The organism is Streptomyces viridochromogenes, from assembly GCF_001270495.1.
GTDB classification, from domain to species: Bacteria; Actinomycetota; Actinomycetes; order Streptomycetales; family Streptomycetaceae; genus Streptomyces; species Streptomyces viridochromogenes_A.
On the sequence record NZ_LGUR01000193.1, the window covers coordinates 1 to 17,878 of the forward strand.

Genomic DNA, 17,878 nt, shown 5'->3' on the forward strand with positions numbered 1-17,878 from the left:
GGATTCCGGCGGGGCGGGACGGGGTCGGTCCGTCGCCGTTGGCGGGTGTCAGCCCGCTGTGAGTCGTGCCGGTTCTATGCCTGCGACGAGGGTGGCGAGGGCTTGGTCGATGTCGGGGCCGAGGTACCAGTCGCCGGTGTGGTCGAGGCCGTAGACGCGGCCTTCGGTGTCGATGGCGAGGAGGGCCTGGGTGTCGGTTTCGGCGCCGAGGGGGCAGACCTCGGTGTCGAGGGCGCGGCCGAGGTCGCCCAGGGTGCGGGCCATGTGGAGGCCGTGGAGGGGGTCGAAGTGGAGCGCGGCGGGGGCGATCTGGCGGCCGGGGCCGCTGGGGGTGATGTGCAGGCCGCCGAATTCGGCCCAGGCTTCCACCGCGGCGGGGAAGACGGCGTGGGTGTGGCCGGCGGGTGAGGTGTGTTCGCGGAGGGTGTCGGCCCAGATCTCGGCTTGTTTGATGTCCCAGCGTCCGGGTTGCCAGCCGGCGGCGCGCAGGGCGGCGTCGACGGGGACGGGGAAGCGGGTGGTGGAGGTGCGGTCGGTGTGCATCTGCCCTTCGTTCGTCGGTGCCTACGGATGTGCCTACGGATGTGCCGGGGGAGTGACGGGTTAGCCGTCGGTCGTCGTCGGGTCGACGATGCGGACGCCGAAGTGGGCGCTGAGGGCGGTGCAGGCGCGGCAGGGTGCGGCGAAGCTGCCGTGCAGGGGGTCGCCGTCCTCGCGGATGCGGCGGGCGGTGAGTTTGGCCTGTTTGAGGGCTTTGCGGGCTTCGCCGTTGGTCATGGGTTTGCGGGCGGAGCGTTTGCTGCGGGTGGCGTCGGCTGCGGCGATGTGGCGTGAGATGAGGATGGTTTCGGCACAGCGGCCGGTGAAGCGGTCGCGTTCCGAGCTGGTGAGGGTGTCGAGGAAGTCCTGGACGAGGTGGTGCAGGGGTGGGGGTTGGTCGCCGCGGGCGGCGGTGCCGGTGAGGGTGGCGCCGCGGACGGAGAGGGCGGCGGCGACGGTGGGGAGTATGCCGTCGCGGCGGTGGAGGAGGGCGGGTGTGCGGGGGGCCTCGGTGGCGCTCCAGCCGATGCGAGGGTCGCCGGACTGGGCTGCGTGTGGGCCTGTCTGCGTCGCGTTCATGATCGTCATCCCCTCCCGAGCATCCCCCGGGCATGCTCTCGGACGTCACAGAGTGCCAAATGGCGTGGCGGGTGCGGAAGCTGGGGCGTCGCGACACGCCCGGGTTTGGGCGGGCTGTCACGGCGGGGTGACGGCTGGTCACGGAAGCGGAGGGGGGCGTGACCGGCGCCGGTGACCGGTGTCGTCGTACCGCATAGGCTGTCGGCACCGCTTTCCATGCGGTGACGCGTGGACGCAGACGAGACAGCCGATACGTGGCGTTGTGACCCGGAGTGGTCATGGTGGCGCGTATCAGAACGCCGCAGGGGGCAACCGCGATGACGACAGGTCGGCTCGGGCTGGGGGCACCTCCCGGCCGCCAGGCCGGGGGACAAGCCGCGCCGCCGAACGCTGCTTATGCCGGGCAGGTCGTGCATTTCCCGGATCCGGTCCGGGCGACCCGTCACCCGAGAGGAGTACGGGTGGACGAGCGTGGTTACCCCGATTTCTCGCCGTACGCGCGGGCGGCGGCGGAGATCGCGGAGCCGCCGCAGGGTTTTGGTGTCGATGAGTTGCGGCTGACGGACTATGTGTCGGCGAACGCGGCGCTGGCGGCGTCGGGGCATGAACTGTGGGACACGATCCCGGCGGTGGCGACGCCGCATGGCTGGACATGGCATCACGTGGTGGGTTCGCGGCGGCTGGAGTTGGTTCCGGTCGAGGTGAAGGCGCTGTTGCGGCATCACGGTGGGATCGCGACGTCGGCGGTGGATCACGACAAGCGGGGGACGCGGCCGTTGCAGGAGACGCGGCCCGCGCATTTCCGGCTGCCGAAGTCGGGTGTGGCGGTGACGGAGGCGCAGGCGCTGGGTGTCGAGGAGGATCTCGGGTATCGGCTGCCGGGTGCGTACCGGTCGTTCCTGAAGGCGGCGGGTGGGTGTGCGCCGGTGGGGACGGCGCTGGATCCGGGGTTGGGTCTGCTGGTCGACCAGCCGTTGTTCACGGTGCGGGACGAGGCGGCCGTCAACGACCTGGTGTATGTCAACAAGTGCTTGCGTGACCATCTGACCAAGGACTATCTGGGTGTCGGGTTCGTGCAGGGCGGGTTGCTGGCCGTGAAGGTGAAGGGCGAGCGGCTGGGGTCGGTGTGGTTCTGCGCGTACGACGACGCGCGGGATGTGGATCCTTCGTGGCCGCCGGCGGAGCGGGTGGAGCGGCTGCTGGTGCCGTGCGGTGAGGACTTCGATGCGTTTCTGTCCCGGCTGGCGGGTTCTCCGCCGGAGTTGGAGACGGTGGCGAATCTGATGGTGGACGGTGGGTTCGCGGGTGCGGTGCCCGTCGCCGCTGCGGCTGTGGGGGAGTGAGCTTCGCGATGGTGACGTTCGCGCAGGCGCAGGAGCGTGCGGAAGAGTGGATCAACGGTGATGTGCCGTCGTATCAGCATCGTGAGGTGCGGGTGCGGGAGTTCGGGCTCGGGTTCGTGGTGTGGGCCGAGGACCGTTCGGACGGGCCGAGTTCGGACGGGGGCGCGCAGCGGCTGGTGATCGCCCGGGACAGCGGGGAGGCCACGTTGTGGCCGTCGCTGCCGGTGGGTGAGGTGATTCGCCGGTACGAGGAGGAGTACGGCCGTGGGGACGCGGTCGCCGAGCCGGCGCCGGCTGCTCCGGCTCGGGTGGATCTGAATCAGACGTCGTTCTTGTTGACGCCGCCGGAGTGGTTGCAGGAGGCGGCGGACAAGCTGGGGATTCAGGGCCGGGACGGCGGGGACGGGGGCGCGGATTCGGCTTCGGCTTCGGCTTCTGGTTCGGGGTCGGGGTCGGTTTCGGGGTCCGACGGCGGTGGTGTGTCTGGTGCCGGGGCGCTTCCTGAGACGCAGGGCGGGGTTCCGGTGGGCGCGGCCGGGCCGCCGTCGACGCCTCCGCCTGCGGCGCCGGTGCCCGGTGTGCCCGAGGGGGCGACTCCCTGGGCCGGTACGGACACCAACGCCGATGCCGGTGAGGACCGTTCCGTGCCGTTGCCGGAGACCGTGTTCGCGCCGCCGTTGAGCGGTGACGACGCGACGCCGCCGGACGCCAAGACGGCGCTGATGTCGGGCGGCAGCCAGCTTCCCTCGACGGCGATCGAGCCGGCGCTGGACGAGCCGGACACGCCGGGTGCGCCGACACCGCCTCCGCCGCCGGGGGCGCCTTCGTACGGCTATCCGCAGGGTGCCGGTGTGCCGGGTACGCCTCCGCCGGGTGCCACGCCGCCGTCCGCGCCCTCCTACGGCTATCCGCAGGGCGGGCCGCAGGCGCCGGGTGGTCCCGAGACGCCGGGTCGGCCGCTCGCGCCGAACGCCGGGGACATCGCCGATGCCGCGACGAGCAAGGCGGCGCCTCCTCGTGCGCGGGGTGGGGCGACGCCGCCTCCGCCTCCTCAGCCCCCGGCGGCTCCGGGTACGCCGGCGGCTCCGGGTACGCCTGGTGCGCCGGGTACGCCGGCGGCTCCTGGTATGTCGGGTGCGCCGGGTGCTCCGGGGGGTGGGTACGTTCCGACGCAGCTGGTGTCGGCGCTGGGTCCCGATGGTCCCGAGGGTGCCGCCGGGCCGGGGATTCCGCAGCCGCCCGGTACGCCGGGGGCCCCTGGGATGCCCGGCGCGCCGAATCCTCCGGGCGCCCCCAACCCGCCCGGTACGCCCGGCGGTACGCCCCCCGGCGGGGTGCACCATGCCGCCACCGTGCTGGCCGACCCGAACCAGATGGGCGGCGCGCCGCAGCCACCGGGGCCTCCTGGTGTGCCGGGTGCTCCGGGTGCGCCGAATCCGCACGGCATCCCCAACCCGCCCGGTGCTCCGGGTGCACCGGGCATGCCGGGCGGCCCCGGCGCGCCGCAGCCTCCGGGTGCTCCGGGTATGCCGGGCGCTCCGGGTTCCTCGGATGGTGCTCGCGGTGCCGTGCACCACGCGGAGACCGTGCTGGCCGCGCCCCCGGTGGGCGGCCCCGGTGTGCCTCCGCCGCCACCGGCGCCGGGCGCGCCGCAGCCGCCCGGCGCTCCGGGGATGCCTCCGGGCGGTCCCGGCATGCCACCTGCCGGTCCCGGTATGCCGCCCGGTGGTGCCGGGATGGCGCCGCCCGGTGCCCCTCAGCCCCCCGTGCCTCCGGGGGCGGTTCCTCCGCAGCCCGGGCACCCTGGTCAGCCTGGGCAGCCCGGTCAGCCCGCGCCGGGGCAGCCCTCGGCGTACGGTTATCCCCAACAACCCGTCGGCCAGCCGACCGTCGGCCCCGGCTATCAGGCCGTTCTCCGCTACCGGGCGCAGGACGGGTCGGAGCAGCAGCTGATCCGGCGTTCGGCGCCGGGTACGCCGCATCCGGAGTGGCAGATCTTCCATGAGCTGCGGGGCATGAACGTGCCGCCGGACCAGGTGCTGGAGCTGCACACGGAGCTGGAGTCGTGTGAGCTGCCGGGTGCGTACTGTGCGCGGATGATCCGGGAGCAGTGGCCGCAGGCGCGGATCACGTCGATCGCGCCGTACGGCACGGATCACGCGAGCCGGCAGCAGGGCATGCAGCAACTGCTGGCGCACCAGGGCGAGTTGCACCAGGTGGCCGACGGGCCCGCCCGCCCGGCGCCGGTGCGTGCGCCGTTGCCGCAGGTGCAGCCGGTGCCGCCGGTTCCGCCGGAGGGTGTGGCGCAGGAGCTGGCGGGGGCGTTCGGGCCGGGGTTGTTCCGGTTCGAGCAGGCCGCCGTGTCGCGGCAGGGTGTGCCGCCGGTCGTGGCGCACAGCCTGATGGTGGGCGGTCTGCCGCTGGACATGGGTCCGTTCTTCTGGGCGCAGGCCCAGCCGGGACGGCCTGTTCCGACGCTGGCGGAGCTGGCGCAGGAGCGCGGGGTGCAGCCGGCGTCGGACGCGGGCTCGTATCTCGTCATGGGCAGCGACTTCGGCAAGGCGCTGTGTGTGCAGTACGGGACGGCGCACATCGTCGCCGTGCCGGTGGAGGCGGGGCCGGGTGGTGCGCCCGTACCGCCGCAGTTCGTGAACACGGGGCTGCCCGAGTTCCAGCGCTGCCTGGCGCTGCTGGGCCGGATGTGGCGTCTTCGCTTCGGCCTGAACCAGGAGCAGGCGGGCCGTTGGACCGTCGACTTCCAGGCTCAGCTCGCCGCCCTCGACCCGGCGGCGCTCGGGTCGCCGGAAAGCTGGTGGTCGGTGCTGCTGGAGCAGATGTGGGACGGGTTGTTGTGACGGCCGTTCGGCTGTTTGTCGTGAGGTGAGGGCAGCCGGGTGATGTCACCCGGCTGCCGCTGACCGCCGCCGCTGAGGCGTGCGGGGTGCGCAGGGGCCGGCTCCCGGTTGTACGACCGGGAGCCGGCCCTTTCGTATGCGCTCTTCGTCGTTTTGCGCGCCGTTCGTCCTTCCGCGCGCCGCTGGTCTTCGTGTGCGCCGCTCGGCGTGCCTCCGTGCCTCCGTGCCCCCGCGCGGTGCCTCCTGCGCGGAGTGTCGCGTTATGAACGCTTCCGCCCGATACATCAAGATGTGCGCTAAATCATCATTTCGCATCCGTTCGGCGGAGAGGGGTTCCAGGATGAGCAGCGCACCGGTCCCGCTCTACGACTTCGTGGTCGTAAGAGGGCGTGGCTACCGTCCCGAACAGGTCGACGCCTACATCGACGCCCTCTTCCGGGACCGTGACGCCGCCTGGGAGCGGGCCGCCCGGCTCACCGTGCTCGCCCGGGAGATGGACGAGGAGGCGGAGCGGCTGCGGGAGGTGGTGGCGGAGCTCGCCCCGCAGACGTACGAGGAGCTCGGGGGGCGTGCGCGGCGGCTTTTCGAGATGGTGGAGGAGGAGGCCGCGGCCGTGCGGGAGGGAGCGCGGCAGGAGACGCAGCGGCTGATGGAGGAGGCGCAGTCGTATGCGGACGAGGTGCGGGACGCGGCGCAGGCGCACGCCGACGCCGTGAGCGCCGAAGCCGAGGAGTGGGCCCGTCAGCGGTTGCTCGCGGCACGCGCGGAGGCGGGCGAGGCGCGTATCGCCGCCCGGCGTGATGTGAAGGAGGAGCGCGGGGAGGTGCTCGGCCCGTTGCGCCAGGCGCGGCAGCAGACCGCCGGCCTGGTGGCGCGGCAGGCCAAGGAGCACGCCGAGCGGTTGGCGGAGGCCGAGCGGGAGGCCGAGCGCCGGTTGGCCGCGCTGGAGAAATCGGAGAAGGAGGGCGTGGCGCGGGCCGAGGCGTCGTTGGCCGAGGCGGAGCAGGAGCTCGCCGACGCGCGGGCCTCCGCCGAGCGGTTGCAGGAGGAGGCGACGGCGCGGGCGGCGGAGCTGCTGGAGCAGGCCCGCGAGCGGACGGAGCGGATCGCCCGGGAGACCGAGCGGGTGCTGCGTGAGCACGGGGAGATGTGGGACGAGGTGCGGTTGCAGATGGACCAGATGCGCAACAGCCTGTCGACGCTGGAGCGGCAGGCGGCAATGGAGTGAGACCGGGGCGGGGGTCCGGCGAGGACCCCGCCCCCGGTCCTGCCTTGGTCCTGCCTTGGTCCTGCCCGGTCCCTGCCCGGTCCCGACTCCGGTCCCGACTCCGGCCCCGACCCGATGTCGAGAAGCGGGTGCCTAGTTCCCCCTCCGCACCGCCCCCGCCAGAATCCACCCCTCCACGGCCTCGTACTGCCGCCGCTGTTCCTCCGACTTCTCCCGCCCCGACAGGACCGTCCCCAGCCACCCGAGGAGGAAGCCGGCCGGGATCGACACGAGTCCGGGCGTGGTGAAGGGGAACCAGTTGAAGTCGGCGTCGGGGAACGCCGAGACCGGCGACCCGGAGACGAGATTGGTTCCCGGCATCAGCACCAGCACCACCACCGAGCCGCCGATCAGCGTCCACATCAGTCCGGCCCGGGTGTAGCGGCGCCAGAAGAGGCTGTAGACGAGGGCCGGGGCGATCGCCGAGGCGCCCAGCGTGAAGGACAGGGTCACCAGCGGCTGGAGGCTGCGGTGCTGGACCATCGTCGCCAGCACGATCGCCGGGACCCCCACGCCCAGCGCGGACAGCCGCGCCACCATCATCTCGCGGCGGCCGGACAGCTCCCGTAGCCGCACGGCGAACACGTCATGGGCGAGGGAGTTCGCGCAGGCCAGGATCATGCCGGCCACCGAGGCGAGCACGGTCAGGAAGATGGCCGTGGTGACCGCCGTGAAGAGCAGGGTCTCCGCGGTGGAGACCTCGGCGCCGAACGCGGCCCTGGAGCCCAGCAGATACGCCGTGTTGCCCTGCGGGTCCGCCCCGGCGATCACCTCCCGCCCGATCAGCGCCGTCGCGCCGAAGCCGACGACCGTGATCACCAGCACGAACAGCGCCACGATCGACACCGCCCACGACATCGAGCGGCGCACCTGACGCGCGCCGGTCGCCGTGTACATGCGCATGGTGATGTGCGGCAGCACCGCACCGCCGAGGACGACCGCGAGCTGGGAGCTGATCATGTCGAGGCGGGGGTGCGGGCCGCCCGCGAACTGCAGGCCCGACTCCAGGAACGCCGAGCCGACCCCGCTCTGCCGCGCCGCCGTGTCGAACAGTGCGCCGGGGTCCCAGTCGAACCGCGCCAGCAACAGGAGGGCGACCACCGCGCCCGACCCGAGCAGCATCACGATCTTCAGGATCTGGATGAGCGCGGTGCCCTTCATCCCGCCGATCGCCGCGTAGCTGATCATCAGCACGCCGAGGCCGACGATGCACCCCGTCTTCAGCGAGTCGCCCGAGAAGCCCAGGATGAACGCCAGCAACTGCCCGGTCCCCGCCAACTGCACCAGCATCAGCGGCACCAGCGCGGCCAGCGTCACCGCGCACGCGGCGATGCGCACGCTCCGGCCCGGCATCCGGCGGGCCAGCGCGTCGCCCATGGTGAACCGGCCCGCGTTGCGCAGGGGTTCGGCCAGCAGGAACATCAGCAGCATCAGCGACAGGGCGGTGCTCAGCGCCAGCACGATGCCGTCGTAGCCGCACAGCGCGACCACGCCGGTCGTGCCCAGCACGGTCGCCGCGCTGATGTAGTCGCCCGCGATCGCCAGGCCGTTGCGCACGGGGGACAGCGAGCTGTAACCCGTGTAGAACTCGTCGAGGTCGTCCCGGTCCGGGCCCGTCATCACGCACAGCAGCAGCGTGATGGTGGCCACGGCACAGAACGCGACCAGCGACATCGCCTGCGCGTCTCCGCTGAAGTCCGTCATCGTCCCGTCCCCCGGTTCCCCGACTCCCGCTTGGCGTCCACCTCGGCCAGCTTGCGGATGCGGTCCGCGAGCGGGTCGACGTAACGGCGGGCCGTGTGCTCGTACAGACCTATCGCCAGCCAGGTGACGGGCAGTTGGATCAGCGCGAGCAGCAGGCCGACGGGCAGCCCCTCGGTGACCGTGCCCGTCATGAACCCGGGCGCGAACGCGGACAGGATCAAAAAGAGGGTGAAGTAGCCGAGCGCGGTGAGCGTCGCCACGCGCCGCTGCCAGCGGTAGGCGCTGCGCAGGATCCGCAGGTCGCTGTGGTGCCCGAGGGGCGGGTGGTCGGAGGTCCGGTGGTGCGGGGGTGGCTGCGGTGGGGCCGGGGTCTGCCAGGGATAGGTGTCGTAGGCGTCGTAGGTGTTGTACGACGGTGATGACGTGTCGCCCGGGCCGTACTGGTACGGCGGTGACGGGTCGAAGGACGGGGACATCCCGTTGCTCCTTGCGCGGCTCGGGTCCGGTGCGACGGACCGCAGGGAGGTGGGGGGGCGGCCGAGCCACGCACGTTACTTCGGAGTACGGCCCTTGCGCGAGGGTTTCACCAAACTGAGCGGTCGGTATGCGCTTTCTCCACCGAACCGTGTCTGACCTGGTGTGTTACCGGCGTTAACTCAGACTTTTGAGCCCGCTGTACCCGGCTGCCCGAGGTGCGCGCGCCGATAACGGACTCCGGGCCGGCCAGCCACAGCGATGTCCTCCACGAAGGTGAAGGAGTTCCGCTCCAGGACGGCCCGGGAGGCCGGGTTGTCCAGCGTGGTGACGGCGACCAGGGACGTCAGCCCGTACGCCGTGCCGGCCACCCGGCACACCTCCGCCACCGCCGCCGTGGCGACACCCCTGCCCGCCGCCTGCTCCCCGACGCGGTACCCGAGCTCAGCCGAACCGTCCTCGACGTCGATCAGGTTGACCCGTCCGAGGATGGTCCCCTCGCCGTCCGTCACCAGGTGGAAGTGGCAGATCCCGTCGTCCTGTTCGGCCAGCCGGGCCTGGTGCAGGGCGTCGAACTCGGCGAAATACGCGTCCCCGCGATCGGGGATGGATCGGGCGAAGTACGCCCGGTTCTCCAGCTCGAAGGCCAGCAGAGCCTCCGCGTGATCGGCCCGCAGCCGCTCCAGCTTCACCATGTGCCACAGGATAGGGACCCGGAAACACGGGGCGCGGGGCGCGGGGCGAGGAAACTGATCCGCCCGGCAGATCGTCTTGGCAAGCGTGACGTCGAAGGTGCGGGCAGCGGCGACCCGGTGGGCGGCGCGGTGGGCGGCCCGGGGGCGGGTGCTCGCCGCGCTCGCCGTGCTCACGGCAGGGTTGCTGGCGGGCCACCGGGCCGTGCCCAACTCCGTGGGACGCGTGGGGAGTCTGCTGGAAGCCTTCCTGCCCTGGCTCGGCGCCGTGGTCGTGGTACTGCTCGGCCTCGCCCTGCTGCGTCGTTCCGCCGTCGCGCTGGTGGCCCTGCTCCTGCCGGTGGCGGCCTGGACGTACCTCTTCGGCGGGCTGCTGCTGCCCGCGCCGGAGCCGGGCGCGCGCGAGCTGGTCGTGGTGCAGCACAACGTCAGCGACGAGAACGGCGACCCGGCGGGCACGGCCCGCGCCCTGGCCGACGCCGAGCCCGATCTCGTCGCGCTGGAGGAGCTGGTGCCCCGGGCGCTGCCGGTCTATGAGGAGATGCTCGCCGCGGACTTCCCGTACCACGTGGTGCGGGGGACCGTCGGGCTCTGGTCGAAGCATCCGCTGACCGGCGCCGGGCTCGTCGACATCAAGCCCCGGGGGATCACGGAGGACTGGAGTCGCGGGCTGCGGGCCGTGGTTCACACGCCGTACGGCGATGTCGCGGCCTATGTCGCGCATCTGCCCTCGGTCCGCGTCGGGGCGGGCGGGCTGGCGTCCTCCCGGCGCGACGAGAGCGCCGGTCTGCTGGGTGAGGCCATCGCCGCCGAGCGGCTGCGAACCGTGATCCTGCTGGGCGACCTCAACGCCACGGTCGACGACCGCGGGCTGGCCCCGCTGACCTCACGGATGAACGTGGCGGAACGGGGCTTCGCCCTCAGCTTCCCCGCTGCCCTGCCGCTGGCCCGGATCGACCAGGTCATGGCCCGCTCGGCGGCGGTCGCTCACATCCGTACCCTGCCCGCCACCGGCAGCGACCATCTGCCGGTCGCCGCCCGCGTCACACTGGGGTGAGGCGCCAGGCAGCCCGGAACCCGGCCGGCGACCGGCCTCGCCGGCCGCCCCGGAGTACGCCCTCGCCGCCCCGGATTCGCCTTCGGGGCAGCGGCGTTCGCGTTGGCCGTACAAGGCCGCGTCCTGTCCGAGGATGTGCCCCGGCGGCCTCGCGCGCCTCGGCGGTCGGCGCCGTCGGCAAGGGCTGAGCTCGTCCTCGGTCGTCGCTGAAAGCCCACCCGCGGGCCGTTCTCCTCGATCGCCGGGCCATTCCCCCGTAGCGCCGCGACCCGCGCTCGGGAAGTGCTCGTACGGACGCCGGATCAGTTCTCCTCAAGTACCGGGAACCGTCTCGGCGCCAGCAGCAACAGCACCAGGAAAGCCAGCGCCGCCGCCGCGGCCGCCCCCAGATACACGGCGTGCACCGCGTCGGCGATGGCCCGCCTGGTGGCTTCCGGTGCCGTGCCGCCCGAATCCAGCGCGCGCGTCACCGAGTCCAGGTCGCCCGCGCCGCCGAGCCGCGAGGCCAGCACCCCGTTCGCGACCGCGCCGAAGAGCGCCGCGCCCATCGTCTGGCCCGTCTGCCGGCAGAACAGCACCGACGCGGTCGTCGTGCCGCGCTCCGACCAGCCCACCGTCGACTGCACGCCCACGATCAGCGGCAGTTGGAACAACCCCAGCGCCGCCCCCAGCAGCAGCATCAGCAGCGTCGGCTGCCACGCCTGCCCGGGATACGGCAGGAACGGAAACGCCAGCAGGATCAGCGACGCCGTCCCGATCCCCAGCATCGCCGTATTGCGGAAGCCGATCCTCCGGTACACGTGCTGACTGAACGCCGCCGACACCGGCCAGCTCAACGTCCAGACGGACAGCACGAATCCGGCCGCCACCGGGGCCAGGCCGAGGACCGACTGGGCGTACGTCGGCAGGAACACCGTCGGTGCCACCATCAGCAACCCCAGGGCGCCGAGGGCCAGGTTCACCGCCGCGATCGTCCGGCGCCGCCACACCCACCCGGGGATGATCGGGTCGGCCGCCCGGCGCTCCACGACCACCACGACCACCACCAGCGCGAGTCCCGTACCGAACAAGGCGATCGACGGCCCCGACAGCCACGGCCACGCCACCCCGCCCTGCACCAGTGCCGTCAGCAGCACGCCCCCGCACGCGAACACCGCCAGGGCGCCCGCCCAGTCGACACGCGCGCGCGTACCCGTCACTTCGCGCTCGGGCTCGTGCAGGTGCCGCACGATCAGCCACAACGCCACCGCCCCTATGGGCAGGTTGATGAGGAAGATCCAGCGCCAGTCCGCGTAGGCCGCCAGGACGCCGCCCACCCCCGGGCCAGCCACCGCCGACACGGCCCACACCGTGGACAACTTGGACTGGATCCTGGGGCGTTCCTCCAGCGGGTACAGGTCGGCGGCCAGCGTCTGCACCGTCCCCTGAAGGGCCCCGCCGCCCAGCCCCTGCACGATCCGGAACGCGATCAGCGCCGCCATGTTCCAGGCCGCCGCGCACAGCAGCGACCCCAGCAGGAACAGCGCCGCGCCCGCGACCAGCACCGGCTTGCGGCCGAAGGTGTCGGAGAGCTTGCCGTAGACCGGGAGGGTCACCGTCACGGCGAGCAGGTAGCCGGAGAAGAGCCAGGAGAAGACTGAGAACCCGCCCAGGTCGCCCACGATCTGCGGTACGGCCGTGGAGACGATGGTGGCGTCGAGCGCGGCCAGGGCCATCGCGAGCATCAGGGCCGCGACCACGGCTCCGCGCTTGTCGGTTCCGGTGCGCCGTGCGGTGTCGCGTATCGCGGGTCTCGTACTGCCCACCGGGTTCCTCTCCTGATGCATTCCCCTTGCAGCTATCTGCCGCCGGACAGCTTCCCACTTGACCCTGACGTCGCGGGAGGGTGGAGCCTGGATGGGCCGCAGGGTGGAGACAACCCCGAGGTGCGCTCCACCGAAGGGTGGACTGCCCCTAGGGGTACCTCCGTACTAGGTCTCGGGGAGGGTTGGTACCGCCGGAGGACGAGACACCAGGGGGCCGTCCTTAACCTGGCTTTATGCCGCTGGGGGGCGGCAGGCCGAACCGACGGGGGTGGGGTTTTCCCCCGTACAAGACGGGGCTCGGCACCAGCGCGCCGGACCCCTGTCCGGAGCCAGACTCAACGACGTACCCAGTCATCGACGTACCGGCACACGGCTTCGTACGTCCATCGACGACCGACTTAGGAGACATACCGTGACATCGGCTGTGACCATTCCCAGGCACGGGGGCACTGGAGGGCGTACGGCCGTTGCCGCGCGGGCGCGGCAGGTCGTCAAGGCGTACGGGTCGGGGGAGACCCGTGTCGTCGCTCTCGACCATGTCGACGTGGACATCGCGCGTGGCCAGTTCACCGCGATCATGGGCCCGTCGGGGTCCGGCAAGTCCACCCTGATGCACTGCCTCGCCGGACTCGACACCGTCAGCAGCGGCCAGATCCATCTCGACGAGACCGAGATCACCGGGCTGAAGGACAAGAAGCTCACGCAGCTGCGCCGGGACCGGATCGGCTTCATCTTCCAGGCGTTCAACCTGCTGCCGACGCTCAACGCCCTTGAGAACATCACGCTGCCCATGGACATCGCGGGCCGCAAGCCCGACAAGCAGTGGCTCGGGCGCGTGGTCGACACAGTCGGCCTTTCCGACCGGCTCAAGCACCGGCCCACCCAGCTCTCCGGCGGTCAGCAGCAGCGCGTCGCCGTCGCCCGCGCCCTGGCCGCGCGACCCGAGATCATCTTCGGCGACGAGCCGACCGGCAACCTCGACTCGCGCGCGGGCGCCGAGGTACTGGGCTTCCTGCGCCGCTCCGTCGACGAGCTCGGGCAGACCATCGTGATGGTCACCCACGACCCCGTCGCCGCCTCGTACGCGGACCGGGTGCTGTACCTCGCCGACGGGCGCATCGTCGACGAGATGTACAAGCCCACCGCCGACGCCGTCCTGGACCGCATGAAGGACTTCGACGCCCGGGGGCGTACGTCATGACCGTCCTGAAGACCTCGATGCGCAACTTCTTCGCGCACAAGGGACGCATGGCCCTGTCGGCCGTGGCCGTCCTGCTGTCGGTGGCCTTCGTGAGCGGCACCCTCGTGTTCACCGACACGATGAACACCACCTTCGACAAGCTCTTCGCCGTCACCTCCTCCGACGTCACCGTCAGCCCCAGGACGGCGGAGGACGAGGACGACGGGGGCGGCACGGGCCGGCCGGTGTCGCTGCCCGCCTCCACCGTCGAGCAGGTCGCGGCCGTCGACGGCGTCAAGCAGGCGGAGGGCGCGGTCGGCTCGATGAGCGTGACCGTCGTCAACTCCGAGAACGAGAACATGGGTTCCTCCACCGGCGCGCCCACCATCGCCGGCAACTGGACCCGGAACGACCTGAAGTCCATGGACATCACCTCCGGGCACGCCCCGCGCGGGCCCACCGAGGTCATGGTCGACGCGGACACCGCCGACAAGCACGACCTGAAGCTCGGCGACGAACTGCGCACCATCGCCGCCACCGGTGACATCCGCGCGCGGATCGTCGGCATCGCCTCCTGGAAGGTGACCAACCCGGGCGCGGCCGTCGTCTACTTCGACACCGAGACCGCCCAGCGCACCCTGCTCGGCGCCACCGGACGCTTCACGCAGGTCTCCGTCACCGCGGCGGACGGCGTGAGCGACGCGAAGCTCAAGCAGGACATCGCGCGGGCCCTGGACGGCTCGTACAAGATCCAGACGGCCAAGGAGACCGCCGACGAGAACCGCAAGGACGTCGGCGAGTTCATGGACATCATCAAGTACGCCATGCTCGGCTTCGCCGGGATCGCGTTCCTGGTCGGCATCTTCCTGATCATCAACACCTTCTCGATGCTGGTCGCCCAGCGCACCCGCGAGATCGGCCTGATGCGGGCCATCGGCTCCTCGCGCCGGCAGGTCAACCGGTCCGTGCTGGTGGAGGCGCTGCTGCTCGGCTTCATCGGCTCCGTGCTGGGCGTGGGCGCGGGCGTCGGTATCGCCGTCGGCCTGATGAAGCTGATGTCGATGGCCGGCATGAACCTCTCCACCGACGACCTGACGGTGAAGGTGACGACCCCGGTCATCGGCCTGATCCTCGGCGTCGTCGTCACCGTCCTCGCCGCCTACCTCCCCGCCCGCCGCGCCGGCAAGGTCTCACCGATGGCCGCACTGCGCGACGCCGGTACCCCGGCCGACGGCAGGGCGAGCTGGATACGCGGCCTGATCGGCCTGGTCCTGACCGGCGCGGGCACCTTCGCCCTGTACGCCGCCGCCACGGCCGACAAGGCGAGCGACGGCGCGCTGCTGCTCGGCGGCGGCGTGGTGCTGACCCTGATCGGCTTCGTGGTCATCGGCCCGCTGCTCGCGGGCGGGGTGGTCCGGGTGATCAGCGCGGTCCTGCTGCGCGCCTTCGGACCCGTGGGCCGCATGGCCGAGCGCAACGCCCTGCGCAACCCGCGCCGTACCGGTGCCACGGGCGCCGCCCTGATGATCGGCCTCGCGCTGGTGGCCTGTCTGTCGGTGGTCGGCTCCTCGATGGTCGCCTCGGCGACGAGCGAGCTCGACAAGTCGGTGGGCGCCGACTACATCGTCATGACCCAGCAGCAGCGGATCGTGCCGCAGGCCGAGCAGGCCATGCGGCAGACGCCGGGCCTGGCCCACGTCACCCGCTACAAGGACATCGACGCCACCCTGACCTCGCCGGACGGCAAGACCGACGACACCGGGCTCACAGCCGCCGATCCGACGTACGCCCAGGACGTGCGCCGCACGACCACGCAGGGCACGCTCTCCGCCGCCTACGGCAAGGACGCCATGTCGGTCGGCACCGACTACGCCAAGGAGCACGGCGTGCGCGTCGGCGACACCATCACCGTCGCCTTCAAGGAAGGCGAGACGGCGAAGCTGAAGGTGGCGGCCATCACGGACGACGACACCTCCATCGACCAGGGCGCTCGCTACATCAGCATCGCCACGCTGGAGCGGTACGTCCCCGCCGACCGGATCCCGCAGAACGTGATCATGTTCGCCAAGGCGAAGGACGGCCAGGAGGAGGCGGCGTACGCGGCCCTGAAGAAGTCGCTGCACGACTACCCGCAGTACCAGGTCCGCGACCAGACCGACTACAAGCAGGAGCTGAAGGACCAGGTCGGCCAGCTCCTGAACATGGTCTACGGCCTGCTGGCCCTGGCGATCATCGTCGCGGTCCTGGGTGTGGTGAACACCCTGGCCCTGTCGGTGGTGGAACGCACCCGCGAGATCGGCCTGATGCGCGCCATCGGCCTCTCCCGCCGCCAGCTGCGCCGCATGATCCGCATGGAGTCGGTGGTGATCGCCCTGTTCGGCGCCCTGCTGGGCCTCGGACTCGGGATGGGCTGGGGTGCGACGGCCCAGCAGCTGCTCGCCCTGGAGGGCCTGAACGTCCTCGACATCCCGTGGCCGACGATCATCGGGGTCTTCATCGGCTCGGCCTTCGTGGGCCTGTTCGCGGCACTGGTGCCGGCGTTCAGGGCGGGCCGGATGAACGTACTGAACGCGATCGCGACCGAGTAGCCGAGTAGCCACCGCATACGGGGGTTGCGGGGGACGGGCCCGGCCCGCGGAGGTTTCCACCTTCTGCGGACCGGGCCCGAAGGCATGCGGTCCCCGAGTTCGTCGCCTATGTGCTCATCCGGCGGTCCGCCGCTCCAGGAGTACGACCCCGTAGGCGGTGCCCTTGACGGTGTACCGGGCGTCGGGGTGAAGGTCCCGGGCGTAGCCCTCGACGTCGCGATAGCGGTTGCGGGAGTTGTCGAGGGCGATGAAGTCCGGGTCGATGCCGCGCGTGGTGCTGATCCAGAAGACCCGGCAGCGTGAGGTGAGCCGGCTGATCGGAGCTATGTTCGCCTCGACGGAGGCGTTGTCGGGCACCTGGGCGAGGAGCCGCTCTATGGCGGTCACGCGCTCGGGCTTGCGATAGATCTCGCTCTCGGTCAGCGCGGCGAGCGGCAGTGAGGTGGTCAGCGCGACCGAGGCGGCCGCGACGGCGGCGGGCAGCTGCCGGACATACGACCGCACCCACTCGCGCGGGCTGTGCCGGGCGGTGTCGAGGGCGTCGACGAGGGCCAGGATGACGACGGGCATGAGGACGGCGCTGTAGTGCCAGTCCGTGCCCCAGTACTGCGAGTACGAGGAGGCGAACCGCCAGCCGAGGGTGGGCAGGGCGACCAGCAGCAGGGGCGAGCGGATCGCGAGCAGCCCGGTGGTGGGGATGAGCAGCCAGCCGAGCGTGCGGAGCTTGGTGTCGAGGCCGTCGAAGGGGCCACCGCCGCCCGAGTCGCTCACCTTGTTCCAGTAGTCGTAGGTTCCGCCGCTGTTGAAGCTCGGTATGACCAGCAGGAGGGTGACCGCGACGGCCACCACGCCGAAGACGGCGACGCCGATCGCGTACCGGGCCGCACGCACGGAGTCGTGGCGGGCCCGCAGGGCGACGACCAGCGCGATGGCGGCCAGCGTCATCCCCAGGTCTTCCTTCACGAGGACCAGGGGGAGCGCCCACAGCAGGGCCGCACGCCACCGCCGCGCGAGCAGCGCCTCCAGGCTGAACGCGATGAGCGGCACGGCGAAGCAGATCTCGTGGAAGTCGAAGTCGACGGCCTGCTGAAGCCCCCACGACAGCCCGTACGCCACCCCGATGGCCAGCCCAGGGCGCCGCCCCAGCAGCCGGGCCGCGGCACGGGTGACCGGCACGGCGGAGAGGGCGAACAGCGCGGCCTGCGCGACGAGGAGGGTGACCGGGGAGGGAAACACCCGGTAGAGCGGAGCGAGCAGGGCCGTCACCGGGCTGAAGTGATCGCCCAGGATGTTGAACCCCGGCCCCTTGAGATCGGCGACGGGCGCCTGGAGGTGCGCGTACGCCCGGATGACCTGCTCGAAAATCCCGAGGTCCCAGGACCGCTGCCCCAGATGCCGGTAGCGCCCGACGGAGACGATCGCGTAGCCGACGAAGAGCACGCCGGCGAGCAGCCATGGGTCCCGCCGGCCGGCGCCGGGCCGAGGGTGCGCTTCCGGGCGCGTGGCGGGCGCCGGTATGTGGGGGTCCGAGGACGTGTTCGGCGTCGCGGAGGTGGCAGGGGTGGGCATGGAGGGACCTTACGCGGTGCGGGGCTCGGGGCCGCTTTCCGGTGCCGGGTCAGGCGATTTCGACCGGTCCGGTGTTTGAGGTGGAGGCCTGCCACGTTCCGGCGCCGGCCCAGGCATTTTCAGCCCGTCCGGCGTTTGAGGACGAGGCCCCTTAAGGGCCGATAGCGGGGTCTGGGGCGGCAGCCCCAGCGGGGTCGAAGGGGCGGAGCCCCTTCACGACCACGT

The 17,878-nt window shown here is 71.8% G+C and carries 13 protein-coding genes; 6 read left to right on the top strand and 7 right to left on the bottom strand.

Features of this window, described 5'->3' with window-relative positions; all coding sequences use genetic code 11:
- Positions 1 to 48 precede the first annotated feature (48 nt).
- Together ADK36_RS18620 and ADK36_RS18625 are read right to left on the bottom strand one after the other, a co-directional pair.
- Positions 49 to 543 carry an SUKH-3 domain-containing protein gene (locus ADK36_RS18620; RefSeq protein ID WP_048583108.1) on the bottom strand — a complete coding sequence of 165 codons (495 nt, stop codon included), beginning with the start codon at positions 541 to 543 and terminating at the stop codon, positions 49 to 51.
- 60 nt (positions 544 to 603) lie between these two features.
- Positions 604 to 1,128 (bottom strand): YwqJ-related putative deaminase, encoded by a 525-nt coding sequence (locus ADK36_RS18625; RefSeq protein WP_048583109.1) that lies wholly within the window; start codon positions 1,126 to 1,128, stop codon positions 604 to 606.
- Positions 1,129 to 1,436: 308 nt separating this feature from the next.
- Here ADK36_RS18625 and ADK36_RS18630 point away from each other — a divergent pair, with 308 nt between their 5' ends.
- From ADK36_RS18630 to ADK36_RS18645, 3 genes are all read left to right on the top strand, one after another.
- The gene (locus tag ADK36_RS18630) at positions 1,437 to 2,462 is read left to right on the top strand and encodes an SMI1/KNR4 family protein (protein WP_078916370.1); all 1,026 of its coding nucleotides are present in this window, start codon (positions 1,437 to 1,439) and stop codon (positions 2,460 to 2,462) included.
- A gap of 8 nt (positions 2,463 to 2,470) precedes the next feature.
- Positions 2,471 to 5,317, top strand: coding sequence for an SUKH-4 family immunity protein (locus tag ADK36_RS46355; protein WP_078942639.1), 2,847 nt, complete (start codon positions 2,471 to 2,473; stop codon positions 5,315 to 5,317).
- Between the two features lie 340 nt (positions 5,318 to 5,657).
- Positions 5,658 to 6,545, top strand: coding sequence for a cellulose-binding protein (locus tag ADK36_RS18645; RefSeq protein ID WP_048583112.1), 888 nt, complete (start codon positions 5,658 to 5,660; stop codon positions 6,543 to 6,545).
- Positions 6,546 to 6,677: 132 nt separating this feature from the next.
- Here ADK36_RS18645 and ADK36_RS18650 read toward each other — a convergent pair whose 3' ends face one another.
- The 3 genes from ADK36_RS18650 to ADK36_RS18660 all read right to left on the bottom strand — a co-directional run bounded on the left by ADK36_RS18650 (position 6,678) and on the right by ADK36_RS18660 (position 9,457).
- Entirely contained in the window at positions 6,678 to 8,288 is a 1,611-nt protein-coding gene (locus ADK36_RS18650; RefSeq protein ID WP_048583113.1) for a cation acetate symporter, read from the bottom strand.
- On the bottom strand, positions 8,285 to 8,764 hold the full coding sequence (locus tag ADK36_RS18655; RefSeq protein WP_048583114.1) for a DUF485 domain-containing protein: 480 nt from the start codon (positions 8,762 to 8,764) through the stop codon (positions 8,285 to 8,287). The genes ADK36_RS18650 and ADK36_RS18655 overlap by 4 nt, the downstream gene beginning before the upstream one ends.
- A 180-nt stretch (positions 8,765 to 8,944) precedes the next feature.
- Complete coding sequence (locus ADK36_RS18660) at positions 8,945 to 9,457, bottom strand: GNAT family N-acetyltransferase (RefSeq protein WP_048583179.1); 513 nt, start codon at positions 9,455 to 9,457, stop codon at positions 8,945 to 8,947.
- 97 nt (positions 9,458 to 9,554) lie between these two features.
- On the opposite strand from ADK36_RS18660, the gene ADK36_RS18665 reads away from it, so the two are divergent.
- Positions 9,555 to 10,511, top strand: coding sequence for an endonuclease/exonuclease/phosphatase family protein (locus ADK36_RS18665; RefSeq protein WP_425315315.1), 957 nt, complete (start codon positions 9,555 to 9,557; stop codon positions 10,509 to 10,511).
- Positions 10,512 to 10,813: 302 nt separating this feature from the next.
- Here the strand turns inward: ADK36_RS18665 and ADK36_RS18670 are convergent, their stop codons facing one another.
- Positions 10,814 to 12,316 (bottom strand): MFS transporter, encoded by a 1,503-nt coding sequence (locus ADK36_RS18670; RefSeq protein WP_053198323.1) that lies wholly within the window; start codon positions 12,314 to 12,316, stop codon positions 10,814 to 10,816.
- Positions 12,317 to 12,728: 412 nt separating this feature from the next.
- On the opposite strand from ADK36_RS18670, the gene ADK36_RS18675 reads away from it, so the two are divergent.
- Positions 12,729 to 13,517 carry an ABC transporter ATP-binding protein gene (locus ADK36_RS18675; protein ID WP_048583116.1) on the top strand — a complete coding sequence of 263 codons (789 nt, stop codon included), beginning with the start codon at positions 12,729 to 12,731 and terminating at the stop codon, positions 13,515 to 13,517.
- Entirely contained in the window at positions 13,514 to 16,084 is a 2,571-nt protein-coding gene (locus ADK36_RS18680; RefSeq protein ID WP_048583117.1) for an ABC transporter permease, read from the top strand. Before ADK36_RS18675 ends, ADK36_RS18680 begins: the two co-directional genes overlap by 4 nt.
- Before the next feature lie 114 nt (positions 16,085 to 16,198).
- On the opposite strand, the gene ADK36_RS18685 is transcribed toward ADK36_RS18680, so the two are convergent.
- Complete coding sequence (locus ADK36_RS18685) at positions 16,199 to 17,653, bottom strand: DUF2079 domain-containing protein (protein ID WP_053198324.1); 1,455 nt, start codon at positions 17,651 to 17,653, stop codon at positions 16,199 to 16,201.
- Between the last annotated feature and the right edge of the window lie 225 nt (positions 17,654 to 17,878).